The 13,018-nt window shown below is 58.6% G+C and carries 6 protein-coding genes; 5 read left to right on the plus strand and 1 reads right to left on the minus strand.

Going from position 1 to position 13,018, the window contains the following annotated elements:
• Positions 1–117 precede the first annotated feature (117 nt).
• Together MKX42_RS05435 and MKX42_RS05440 are read left to right on the plus strand one after the other, a co-directional pair.
• A complete protein-coding gene (locus MKX42_RS05435) occupies positions 118–1,413 on the plus strand; it encodes a homocysteine synthase (RefSeq protein ID WP_340751624.1) in 1,296 nt (431 codons plus the stop codon).
• A 729-nt stretch (positions 1,414–2,142) separates the two neighbouring features.
• The gene (locus tag MKX42_RS05440; RefSeq protein ID WP_340751625.1) at positions 2,143–3,201 is read left to right on the plus strand and encodes a hypothetical protein; all 1,059 of its coding nucleotides are present in this window, start codon (positions 2,143–2,145) and stop codon (positions 3,199–3,201) included.
• Between the two features lie 439 nt (positions 3,202–3,640).
• Here MKX42_RS05440 and MKX42_RS05445 read toward each other — a convergent pair whose 3' ends face one another.
• On the minus strand, positions 3,641–4,441 hold the full coding sequence (locus MKX42_RS05445; RefSeq protein WP_340751626.1) for a polysaccharide deacetylase family protein: 801 nt from the start codon (positions 4,439–4,441) through the stop codon (positions 3,641–3,643).
• Between the two features lie 490 nt (positions 4,442–4,931).
• Here MKX42_RS05445 and MKX42_RS05450 point away from each other — a divergent pair, with 490 nt between their 5' ends.
• Genes MKX42_RS05450 through MKX42_RS05460 form a run of 3 tightly spaced genes read left to right on the plus strand, consistent with a single transcriptional unit; the run spans position 4,932 to position 12,498 of the window.
• The gene (locus MKX42_RS05450; RefSeq protein WP_340751627.1) at positions 4,932–5,597 is read left to right on the plus strand and encodes a hypothetical protein; all 666 of its coding nucleotides are present in this window, start codon (positions 4,932–4,934) and stop codon (positions 5,595–5,597) included.
• A complete protein-coding gene (locus tag MKX42_RS05455) occupies positions 5,594–9,961 on the plus strand; it encodes a glycoside hydrolase family 2 TIM barrel-domain containing protein (RefSeq protein ID WP_340751628.1) in 4,368 nt (1,455 codons plus the stop codon). The genes MKX42_RS05450 and MKX42_RS05455 overlap by 4 nt, the downstream gene beginning before the upstream one ends.
• Positions 9,958–12,498 (plus strand): GH36-type glycosyl hydrolase domain-containing protein, encoded by a 2,541-nt coding sequence (locus MKX42_RS05460; protein ID WP_340751629.1) that lies wholly within the window; start codon positions 9,958–9,960, stop codon positions 12,496–12,498. The genes MKX42_RS05455 and MKX42_RS05460 overlap by 4 nt, the downstream gene beginning before the upstream one ends.
• The last annotated feature ends 520 nt before the right edge of the window (positions 12,499–13,018 follow it).

Consider the following 13,018-nt stretch of genomic DNA (forward strand, 5'->3'; position numbering starts at 1 on the left):
AAAACACAGTGAATTAATAAGAATTTTATCTTTTCAAATGACATGGTTTGTGAGAGAATAGGTACAATCTTGTAGAGTTAACATTTGACATTACCTATTTTAGAGGAGGAAATACCCATGTCAGAAGAGCGCAAGCTGTCCTTTGAAACCCTCGCCGTCCACGCAGGCCAGGAGATTGATCCCACTACTTTAGCCCGTGCCGTGCCGTTGTATCAGACCACATCCTACGGGTTCCGTGATGCGGAGCACGCCGCGAATCTGTTCGCGCTTAAGGAGTTCGGCAATATCTACACCCGGCTGATGAATCCGACGACTGATGTGTTTGAACAGCGTCTTGCAGCGCTTGAGGGCGGGGCAGGGGCACTGGCGACTGCTTCCGGAGCCGCAGCGATTTCCTTCTCTATTCTGAATATTGCCGGGGCAGGGGATGAGATTGTCTCCTCAGCAAGCCTGTACGGCGGAACTTATAATTTGTTCTCCACGACGCTGCCCAAGCTGGGCATTAAGGTGAATTTTGTGGATTCGGATAACCCGGAGAACTTCCGGGCAGCGATTACGGACAAGACCAAGGCGCTCTACGCTGAGACGATTGGTAATCCGCAAGGGAATGTGCTGGATATCGAAAAGGTTGCAGCCATCGCCCACGAGTACGGGATTCCGCTGATTGTAGACAACACCTTCCCAAGTCCGTACCTGCTGCGTCCGATTGAATTCGGGGCTGATATCGTCGTACACTCGGCGACCAAATTCATCGGCGGCCACGGTACCTCCATTGGCGGAGTCATCGTGGACGGCGGCAAGTTCGACTGGAAGGCCAGCGGCAGATTCCCGGGCCTGACCGAGCCGGACCCGAGTTACCACGGGGTAGTCTACACTGAAGCGGTCGGACCGATTGCTTATATCATCAAAGCGCGGGTCCAACTGCTTCGTGACCTAGGCGCGGCCATTTCACCGTTCAACTCGTGGATGCTCTTGCAGGGTCTCGAAACGCTGCATCTGCGTCTGGAGCGCCACAGCCAGAATGCACTCAAGGTTGCCCAGTATCTGGAGGCGCATGATTCGGTAGAGTGGGTCAGCTATGCTGGACTGCAGAGTCACCCTTCGTATGAGCTGGCACAGAAATATCTGCCTAAGGGCCAGGGTGCGATTCTGACCTTTGGAATTAAGGGCGGGGCGGCCGCAGGGGTGAAGCTGATCGAGAACGTGAAGCTGTTCTCCCATCTGGCCAATGTCGGCGATTCCAAGTCGCTGATCATCCACCCGGCGAGCACTACTCACCAGCAGCTGTCGGACGAAGAACAGATTACCGCCGGTGTTACACCGGAGCTGCTGCGCTTGTCCATCGGCACCGAATCCATCGACGATATCCTCTATGATCTGGAGCAGGCGATCGCTGCCAGCCAGCAGGCTTAGGCTGGATTAGCGGGAGCGGGCTGTGCTGGGGAGTGAGAGGTTGAGCCGCTGAGCTGCCGGAGAGTTGTAGCTGGATAGACGGTGAGCAGAAGCAGTGTACTCCCCCCAACTGGTTTCAATTAAGCACAGTTCCTTGCGGCTATAGGAGTTACAGACCACTGTTTGATGCAGAATGTTACTGTATCAGGCGGTGGTCTTTTTTTAGCGGAAGCAGGGGGTGGGTTGGGGAGAAGTCCCGCCGAATGTATTTTGTGCAATAGATTAGGCCATATCCGGCGTTAAAATCCGTTCTGATGTATTCCATACAACAGATTTCCGGCATACGTCTCCAAAACACCCTTTCTGCGAAAATCTGCTGTACAAACTGCAACAGATCGCTTTTTACAGCTTCTAAAGAGAAAATCTGCTGTAGTAAATACAATAGATCACCCAAACGTCAAGCCGAACCCGAAGCCGAACCCTAAATCCATTCGAAGTCTATAGAAATTAACAACAGAATATGTAAAGGTTACTTCCCACCTGCTTCAGCTTGCCCACCCATTGAAGCTCGTCACCCGACCGTCTGCCCACTACCCATCCGGGTAAGATGCTGCTGCATTCATTTGATACCGTTTGCATATTTCAGTGCCTTTGCCAGTATTTATAGATTGAAGCCTCTTAAAATGCTGGCAGCTTCTCCTCAGGGGGAGCGGAGCGGCAGTAATTCAAAGGTAAAGGGTGGGTGCGAGGATGAAGGGTGAACGCCAGCAGAAGGATGATCCAAACAAGGAAGAGCGCCCGTTCAAGTATAACACCGGCGACCGGACCATTGGCATAGAGATGAGCCAGTCCGCATCTGTAGCTTCCGCCGCAGCGGAATTTCTTGCTGAAGGGGAGCCGCGTAAGGGAAAAGTGAACCGGGAGCGGACTTATTCCCGCCGCCCGGGGGAGCGTCAGGCATTTCTGGTCCTGCGTGATGGAGCGGGCGAGCGGTCTCTTCAACGCGCAGAGCCGGGTGTCTACCCTGCGGGCCCTTGCCTGATCCGGGGCGAGGAATGGCTGCTTGCGCCGGAGGTCGCAGCACTCTATTCAAGCTGGATGTCATGCAGTGATGAGGAGCAGGCGGAGCGTATCCTGCAGCGGATCTATCACCGGCTGCGGGCTGCTGCTGCCGACCTCCTGGAGTCGGCGGACGGCGTCTGGGCCGCAGTTGCTCTGCTCTATACGCCGGAGCTCGCTGCCCGCCCGGCCAGACTCGCTGCGCTTCAGGATGCGCAGCTTGACGCGCTGTTCGCCGCCGCGCTGCAGAGCCAGCGGCTGGGCGGCGACAGCCGCATTGACTTGCTGGCGCCGTACCCCGCCAGCCTGGAGGAATTCGCGGCGCAGCGCGAATTCATTGAGGGCGTGGCCGAGCAGACCCTCGGCCACGCTTATGCGGCAGCCTGCCGCATCGGGGCGCTGCTCGCGCCCGGTGTGGGGCAGGCTGCCGCCGGGGAAATCGCGCGTATCGCTGATTTCCTGGTGCTGGACGGCGCGGCGGCGGAGGCCGCGCCCAGGGAGAACGCCGCCGAGGGCTTCGCGCAGGCGGCGGCTGGGGTGCTGGCCGCCGTGCGCCGGGTCCGGCCGGCGGCGGCAGTGCTCGCCGCGGGGGCACCGGCGGCGTATGCGCTGGCCGATCTGTATGAGATCGGCATGAGCGGGGTCTTTTGCAGCGCGGCCCAGCGGACCGAAGCGCTGCTGCGGGCGGCCTGCCTAACCTGGATAGCGAGGCAGAAGCATCCCGATGCTGCCGCCGGAGGCTGGCAGTAGGTGGCAGTATCTGGCGGTAACGGCGGCCTGGCCTGCCTACACTGTCTAGTCTGCCGCGAGTAGCCGGATCGGCCAGGCAACGACCGGTACAGCGCTCTATTCTCCACCATCTGCACAAACGTATGCCAACGAAATACCCGCAAAACACTCGAAAACCCGCAACAACCCACAACAACCCGATTTCGCCAAGCCCTGGGGCTGCGCGGAATCGGGTTTTCAAACTAACTTATAGGTGTGTTTTATGTCGTATTACTCGGGCATGGCACGGTTATGGTTATAGCTGGGGCTGTGCTGAGGACTCTTGTGGCGGCTCGGTGGGGGCTGACCGGGATTGATACTTGTTGAGTGCATTTGTCACAGCTATAACCCCAGCCCCAGTTTCCCCCGAGTTCTCTCTCTATTCAGCTCCCGATCCCTCATACCAGCTCCTGAGCCTTACCTACCCCAGCTTCACCGTCCCCCCGCCCGGAATGCGGCGGGCTTCATCCCCCACAGAGACCCATACCTCCGTTGCCGACGGGTTATAGACCATCTCCTGCGAAGCGGAGAAGCGCAGTCCTTGCACAGCGGACAGGTAGTCCACGATCTCGATGTTGGTCGCGTACCAAATGTCTTCATGGCCGCCCATCATAGCGGCGAACTGCTCCAGCTCCTGCCAGTTATCATCGTCATTGAACTCATAGCTGTGTCCCCAGACATAGAGCAACTGCATGTATGAGAAGCGGGGCTTCTCCTCAAGGAATTTCTTGCCCAGGGCGAGCATCTCCTTGTGGTGGCAGGTGGGGTGCCAAGCCAGCAGGTTGTCCGGCAGGCTGAAGCTGTGGTGGGAATTCACCGTGCGGGAATATTCAATGCCCAGGGCAGGGAGCAAGCCGATCACCTGATCATTGTAATTGCCGAACGGATAGGACATGCCCCTTACAGGATAACCGGTCAGCTCCTCCAGAGCCTTGCGGTCTGTCAGAATCTCAGCGGCGATCCCCTCGCGCGGGGTCATGGTAAGAAAGGGATGAGTGCTGGTATGCGCCGAAATCTCATGCCCCTCATAGAGCGCAGCCACCTCGTCCCGCGAGATGTAGCCCTCATTGCCGAACAACCCCGAATTGAGATGAAAAGCCCCCTTTAGCCCATGCTGATTCAGAATCTCTACGAGCTTCCGGTCGTAGGTTCTTCCATCATCCCAGCTCGTTGTTAGCGCTTTAGTAACACCGCCTGGAAATAGATCGAATTTGACTCTCATTGCTGTTATCCTCCCTGACTATGAAATATACCAAATTTGCATGTGAGCACAGATCCCGCCTGAGACGAATACGGCTCCACCAAAAACAATGCCAGAATAGAGAGCGATTAGCAAGATTCTTGTTAACGGACGGTATTCCGCCGCTTGACTATACTGAGGTGGCGAACAGTGCGTTCGTGCAGCAGCAAGCGCTGGCCAGGACATTCACACATCATATTCCCGCCAATCCCCCGTTGGTGAACAATTAAGTGTGTGTATCTATCCCTCGCATTTTTCTCCCGGAACAAGCTTCTCTTTATATTCCTGAACCATCGGCGGGCAGTCTGCACTGCGCTATGAGTAAGCCGGATTCCGCTGCCGCATCATGTGCACCTTTGGCTGCATTTTTGCATGTCGTTATTATGCTAAAGAAGGGCATGATCGTCAAGGAATCGGCCCGGTGGATACGCTACTCTAGAAGGGTAGATGACATAAGGTTGGAGGGACACGGATGCAGCGTTGTTTATATAGAACCGAGTGCAGGGAGGATGCTAATCCGTCAGCGTTCTGGGGCGCACAGACCGGACTGCTGAATGAACGCATGGACAGGCTGGGCCTTGCACGGCTGAGTATTTTTCAGGATGGCAAGGAGCTGTTTCTGTACTATGAGTGCACCAGCCGGGAGGTGGAGCCGGAGCAGTTATTCCAGGGTGCGGCAGAGATTCTCAAGAAATGGCCGGGAGGGGGGCAGTCCCGGTTGTGGGTGCCTATGATGGATATTTTTCATTATCAGCAGCCGGTCTCCGCAGAACATTGGAAGCGCAGTCATACGGCGGGAACCCCCCACGGAAGAGTGGCGGCGCTGAAGCCGGAGCAGGTCGCAAGCTATGTATATCACCATTACCAGTATCAGGAGGAGCGCCCGGGAGACGGCGACAAGTACGGGATCATTGGGCTGCATGAGAACCTGCTGTTTTTTTATTCCGAGCTGCCTGCAACGGTGGAGCCTGCCCCGTACAGCGGGAAGCTTGCCACGAATCTCCGGCCGGAGAACTGGGGTGAGGTGATGGAGCCGCATTTCAGGAAATGGAGTGAGATGCAGCCGGATCAGGCCATTTGGAAAAAGCTTGCGCTCGTTCTATCCATCCCCCGCCCCCATGCAGGAAAAGGAGAATGAATATGCTACGTACAGCCATTTGTCTTAATGGTGAGTGGGATTTCATGCCGCTCTATGACCAGCCGCGCAGCCGCGCGCTTCCAGAAAGATTGCAATACGAGGCCCGCAAAATACAGGTTCCCTCGAGCTGGCGTTACAGCTATACTGCGCCTTCGGGCAGCAAATTCGGCGAAGTCCCCGAGTATCAGTTCCAGCCCTTCGATGTGTACAGATACCCGGAGGAATGGAATGCAGCCGAAGCCGGGGTGCTTCACCGCAGCTTTCAGGTGCCGGAGATGATGCTGGAGCAGCGGGTCATTCTGCGATTCGATGGCATTATGCAAAAAGCGGCCATCTATCTGGACCGCGAGCGGATTGCCGTCTGGGAGGACGGCTTCCTGCCCTTGCGGCTGGATATCACCGCGCTGGTGAAGCCCGGCCGGGAGCAGCATCTGCATGTGGTCTGCGGCAGCTTCGACACAGCGGTGCTTCCCTCCGGGGAGACCAAAATCACCGGGCTCTCCGGCTCCTGGTTCGGCAGAATTGCCCGGGGCATCTGGCAGGATGTCTTCCTGGAGGCCTATCCGCCAGTATGGCTGGAGGATCTTACGATCCGCACCTCTGTCCGGCAGGGAAGGCTGGAAGTGGATGCTCTGATCAGCAGCACAGAAGAGGGGCTCTCACCCGAAGGCTTGTGTGTGCTCCTGCAGGTCAGGGAGCGGAAATCCGGCGTTCTGTCCGCATTGGCAGAGCCGCCGCACCTGTCGCAGCCACTGTCGGCCGACCGGCCGCTGCCCGTGCTTGAAGCGGAAGCCGCAGTGGCGCTTCGCCCTGCGGAGGCTGCGTCAGGGCGGCAGTTATGCGTCAATACCGGCAGCCGGGAGTGGGGCGGGGCAGCATTCAGCCTGCCCTGGCAGGAGGCCAGGCTGTGGAGCCCGGATTCCCCTGTCCTGTATGAGCTGGAGCTTGTGCTTCAATCGGACGGTGAGATTCTTGACCGCCGGAGCGAGACCTTCGGCTTCCGGGAGTTCTGGTGCGAAGGGCCGCAATTTATGCTGAACGGGATTCCCGTTAATCTGCGTGGGGACTCCTGGCATTTTCAGGGGGCGGCCCAGCAGACAGAGGACTATATCCGGGGCTGGTACCGGATGTGCCGGCAGGCGGGCATTAACAGCATCCGGCTCCATGCGCAGCCGTATCCGTCCGATTATCTGCGGATTGCCGATGAGGAGGGGATGCTGATTGTCGATGAGACGGCCATCTACGGCTCCAGCAAAAGCATGGATGCCGCCCATCCCGACTTCATCGCCAATTGCCGCGCGCATGTGCAGCGGCTGGTGCAGCGGGACAAGAATCATCCTTCGGTCATTCTGTGGAGTGTGCAGAATGAGATGCGCTGGGTGGACGGACGCGATCACTACAAGCAGCATATCCCCGGCCTGATCGGACTGATGAAGGCGCTGGATGCCACCCGCCCGGTCATGGTGGAGGGAGATAACCGTCTGGTCTCCAAGCAGCAGACCGAGGTGGAAAGCCGTCATTACAACATTGACGGCACGATCGCGCAGTGGGACAGGAAGGTTCCGCTCACCTTCGGCGAGCATGGCGGCTGGTGGTACATTTGTCCGCAGAACAGCAGCATGTATACAGGGCTGGACGCCTACCGTGACTCAGATGCCAGTGCTGCCGGGCTGGCCCACAAGGAGCGGCTGTTCGTGGAATATGCACGGCGGCAGGGTGTCTCAGGCATCTCTACTTTTAATTTTGTTCATTACTTCATGCGGGCGATGCCGGAGCAGGAGCTCAAGCTGCCGCAGGCTGACCTGACCACACCCGGCCCTAAACCAGCTGTAATTCCAGCCTACTCGCTTTCGCTGAACAACGGGCTGTTGCCGGAGGAGTATCCGGTCTACAGGCCTAATCCGGCTTTTGCCATTATGGCCGCGGCTTTCAAGCCGGTCACGCTGATTACTGCCGAATACAACCGCTGCTTCTTCGATGATGCGCCGGTCTCCCGCAGCTTCGATGTCTATAACGATACGCTGTCAGCGCAGCAAGTAACGGTCGAATGTGAAGTTATGCAGGGAGGGCGCAGGGTACACAGCGAGACCTTCCGCTTCCGTCATGAGCCTGCTCAGCGCCGGAGCATCCGGCTGGAGTGGATGCCGGAGCCGGTAAATGGCGAAGGAGTTGGAGCAGAAGCTGGGGCCGGAGTAGGAGCACCAGTAGGTGAAGGTGAAGCCATGCTGTCCGCCCGGCTGTTCCATGGCAGCGAGCTGATGCATGAGCTTAATGTAAGCTACCGCCTGCTGTCCGGGCGCTGCCGGACCGAGCCGGTAGAGATCGCCTTGCCCGCAGCATATATCGGCTCTGACCGGGACTTCCAGGCGATTCACGCGCTGGTGCCCGCACTGGTCCGGGCAGAACCGGAAGCGGTAGATAAGCTTGCGGCTGGAACCCTGCTGATTGCCGGCAGCAAAATGCAGGATAAGGACGGGTCGCTGGACCGGAGACTGAGAGGATTCGTGCAGCGGGGCGGCAGGCTGCTGCTGCTGGAACAGCTTCATCTCTCTCCCGGCAGGCTGCCGCTCACCCGCAGGGAATTCATCCGCGCACATAGCGGGGATTACGGGCATCCGGTGCTCCGGGGATTAGGCGCGGAGGACCTGATGTACTGGCATGAGGAGCTGCGCGAGGACGGGCCGCTGCCTATCATCCGGGCGGCGTTCGAGAAGCCGGTGACCGGCGACTTCACCCTGCTGCTGGAATGCAGCGCAGGGGACTTCGGAGACGGCGGCGATCTGTGGTCGCCGCTGCTGGAATACCGCAGCGGTGCGGGCATGCTCCTGGCGAATCAGCTGGAGATTATGGATCATCTCCAGCGGGTTCCCCAGGCGCAGTTGCTGCTGCGCAGCCTGCTGCAGTATGCGGGCCGCGCGGCAGCACCGGCATCAGCCGCCATATCCGGGCCCTCCGCCGCTGCGGCGGCTACCGCCCCGGCTACCGACGCCGGGCCTATCGCTGCCGCCGCCGTCAAAGCTAGCGCCGCAGCCCGGCACGCAGCCCCGGCTACCGACGCCGGGCCTATCGCTGCCGCCGCCGTCAAGGCTAGCGCCGCAGCCCGGCACGCCGCGCCGGCTACCGTATCCGCGCTGGCGCCAGCCGCGGCAAAATCCGCTGCGGTCTGGGTCCGCAGCGACAGTCCGGCGGCAGCCTTGCTCGGCAAGCTCCGCCTGAAGGGCCACAGGCTGGACAGCGCCGCAGGCTTGTCCGGCCTGACCCCCGGCCTCCTCGTCGTGGAGGCCGGACTGCTGGGCGCGCCGGGCGCGGCGGAAGCCGTGCGCCAGGCGGCCCTGGCCGGCGGCAGCGTGCTGGTGCTGCCGGCGGAGCCCGGCGGGCAGGAGGCCCTCGCCCGCCTGCTGGACGCTCCCGTGCGTATCGTGCCGCACGGGACGTATCATCTGGCGGCGGACTATGCGCACGCCGCCGTGCAGGGCATCAGCCCGGTCGACCTGTTCGGCTTCGACAAGGTGCATCTCTCGCCCCGGGATGTCGTCAACCGGGAGCTGGCCGGGTGCAGGCTGGAGGTGCCGGACGCGGAGGTGCTGTGCACCAGCGTGGAAGGCACAGCCTGGAAGGACTATTTCGCCGGGCAGCATACGGCGGAATACAGCCGGCTGGCGCTGGTCGAGCTTAACCGCAGCAAGGCGGCTGCTCCGGGAGCTTTTGTAATCCGGCAGGAGGCCGGAGCGGGAGAGATTCTCTGCTCGCAACTGCTTGCCGACCCGGACAGTGACAAGAGCCTCAGGCTCTACACCCGCCTGCTCGCCAATCTCGGAGCCGCGTTTGCAGATGAGCTGCTGCTCCATGACAAGGGGGATGCGCAGTGGGCGGTGGAGGCTGCAATGACGCTGTTCTGTCCGCCGCACATCGACTACGAGGCGATGAAGGCCTACTATACAGACCCCGAATTCTCCCTGAACAATCTGGGGGAAGGCCTATATGGCTGGATGAAGAAAAAAGAACGCCGCCCGGACGGAACCTTCCTTATCCCCGCACTGGAGGGACGCCTTCTGTTCCTGAGCTGCTTCGTGCATCTGCCGGAGACGGCGGATACATCTGGAGGCGGCGGACGCCCGGGCGGAATAAGGACCGGCAGACTCCGGGTGAACTCGGCTTGCGCTTTTGACATCTATATGAACGGCAGGCTGGTGCCGGAGCCTGAACAGGAGATTACGCTGGCCAGCGGGATCAACCGCCTGATCGCCATCGTCCGGGGAGCGCAGGAGGATATCACCTTTGGCATGGTGTTCCTGAATACGGACGGCACGTATATGAATGATCTTGAGTTCCGCCTGACGATGGATGAGGTTGAGCCCAAATGAGCAAGAGCAATGGAGAGGAGCTGACCGATATGAACGCCAATGAACCAGTATCATCTGCATCATCCGTACCGTCCACATCATCCACGCCACCCGCAGGCCCTTCCGGCCGCGCACAGAGTAACAAGGCTGTAGAACCGCCTTATGGGGTCAGTCTACTTGCGCGCACAAATGAGCTGGACCAGTATTTTACCTTCAACGATGACGCGAGGGAGGTAGAGTTCAAGCGGCATGATATGCCGACCCCCTGGCTGAACTATTTATCCAACGGCACCTTCCATACCATGCTGTCCCATGCGGGCGGGGGGTTGTCCTTCTACAAGTCTCCGCAGATCTGGCGGATTACCCGCTACCGTTTCTTCCATCTGCCCACCGACCGCTCCGGCCCGTATATTTACTTGCAGGATGCCGGAACAGGCAGCTACTGGTGTCCCACGTATGAGCCGGCCTTCCGGAAGCCGCAGGAGTGGCGGAGCAGCCATGGCATGGGTTATACCCGCTTTGAAGCACAGGCAGAGGAGCTGGCGGCGAAGACGGTTTATTTTGTCGGGCCCTATGAGAATTCCCTGATCTGGAATCTGACGCTGACGAACCATAGCAGCGAAGCCAAGGAGCTGAACGTGTATGCCTACGCCGAGTTTGGGATGATGGAATTCATGCGCGAGCTGCAATGGCAATGCTATAACAAGCATCAGGTCTCGGCGCAGTACCATGAGAAGGAAGCGCTGATCTACAAATACGGGGTGGAAAATCAGCCCAAGCCGGACGAAACCCCGCTGGTCTATATGATGTCCGATGCACCGCTCGCCGGATATGACGGAGACCGTGAAGAATTCATCGGCAGCTACCGCAGTGAATCCAATCCGGCCGCTATTGAGCAGGGGGGCTGCACTGGATCAACGATTCTGGGAGGCGACCCCTGCGGCGCACTCCAGGTCCGGGTAAAGCTCGCGCCCGGCGAGACCCGCACCGTGAACTTTTTTCTCGGGACAGCCATGAACGAAGCCGAGATTGAACGGGCCATCGACCATTCGCGGGAGGCGGATTTTGTCACCCGTTCCTATGCGGCGCTTCAGGAGAACTGGGAGCATTATCTCGGGGCCTGGAATTGTGAGCTGCCGGATCAGGATGCGCAGCGTATGCTCAACACCTGGAATCCGTACCAGTCGCAGCGGAATTTCCTTTTCTCGCGCAATATTTCGTATTATGCCACCGGCACCTTCCGGGGCGTAGGCTACCGGGATACCGCTCAGGATATTCTGGCAGTCGTACCGTACGGTCCCGAGGCAGCCAAGGATAAAGTCCGCCTGCTCCTGGGGCAGCAGTATCAGGACGGGCATGTGAATCATTACTTTTTCCCTAATGAGGGCTGGGACCCGGTCACCAGCATCCATTCGGATGATCACCTGTGGACAGCGCTGGCCGTATGGGACATTCTTGCCGAGACCGGAGACGCGGCATTCCTCCAGGAAAATATTCCGTTCTATGACGGCGGTGAAGCGCCGCTCTATGATCATTTGAAGCGGGCGGTGGACTTCACCGTCTCCAATCTGGGGCCGAACGGCTTCCCGCTGATGCTGCGCTCGGACTGGAATGACCAGCTTTTCCGCGTATGCCGTGAGGGCAGAGGGGAGAGCATCTGGACAGCGATGCAGTTCGGGACGGTGCTGCTGCGCATGAAGGATTTGGCGGCGGCCTCCGGTTACCCGGAGCATGCGGCGGACTATGACCGGCTCTACGGGGAGCAGAAGCAACTCGTGAACACGCTGGGCTGGGACGGGCAATGGTTCCGGCGGGCGGTGATGGATGACGGGCGGTATCTGGGGACCGCTGAGCATGAGGAGGCCCAGATCTGGCTCAATGCCCAGACCTGGGCGACCCTGTCCGGGATGGCCGAGTCTGACAAGGGACTGAAGGCGATGGACAGTGTGCGTGACATTCTCGATACTGAGCTGGGCATCCGAAAACTGCACCCGTCCATCACCACCTTCCCCGATCCCGCCGATCCGCTAACCAACTATAACAAAGGAACCGGGGAGAACGGGGCCGTCTTCTGCCACGCCAATACCTGGGCAATTATTGCGGAGTGCATGCTGGGCAGAGGGGACCAGGCGTACAAATATTACCGCCAGCTCATCCCGAACATCGCCATGGAGCAGGCCGGAATCTGGCGCTACAAAGCGGAGCCGTATGTCTACGCCTCGAACCTGTTCGGGCCGGAGTCCGACAGATTCGGTCTGGCGAATGTATCCTGGCTGACGGGGACCGCCGCGTGGATGTATGTAGCCGCTACGCAGTACATTATGGGCATCAAGCCGGTGCTGGCCGGACTGTCCATTAACCCGTGCATCCCGTCTTCCTGGGAGGGCTTCTCGGTCACCCGGCGCTTCCGGGGCTGTGAGTATGAGATTACCGTGAAGAATAACAGCCATGTCTGCTCAGGCGTCCGGGAAATCCGGGTTGACGGCGAACGGCTCGAAGGAACAGTCATACCCGCGTACCCGCACAAGCAATCAGTGAAAGTGGAGGTCATATTATAACAGCAGGCTTCCTGTATAGACAGAGTCTAAGTTAGATTCAGAGTATACAAGCAGTATATAAAAATCGTCCCGCTAACGGCCTTAGCAGCGCCCCGGCGGGACTTTTTGTTAGTGTTCAACGACAGCCGGTTGATGCAACCAGGAACTACGCAGCTTGGAACTGGCCCTATGAAACCGTTGGATCAATGAAGTGCAGAAGTGCACCTGATTTCGCAGGTGAACCAGAAGTTACTGTTAATGACGTTAAACAAATTCATCCTTCTATTAACCTCAGTAACCTTAACCTCATTAACTCCACCTCTTCCCAAGCACGTTCAATAACCTCCCTAACCCTTTCTCCAGGCCAACCCTCTTTCCCGAAAATCAGGCTTGCCCCCGGGTTTACTTTTACGCCTTGCGTGGTATAGTATAGGTATAAGTTGCATGAAGGAAATATAGTTGCTCTATTGCAACAATGATTATCATTCTCATTTATCTCCAGTCATTATCCTCAACAACCATACCTATTCAACATGCTGTC

The organism is Paenibacillus sp. FSL R7-0204, assembly GCF_038002225.1.
Taxonomy (GTDB): Bacteria; Bacillota; Bacilli; order Paenibacillales; family Paenibacillaceae; genus Paenibacillus_AQ.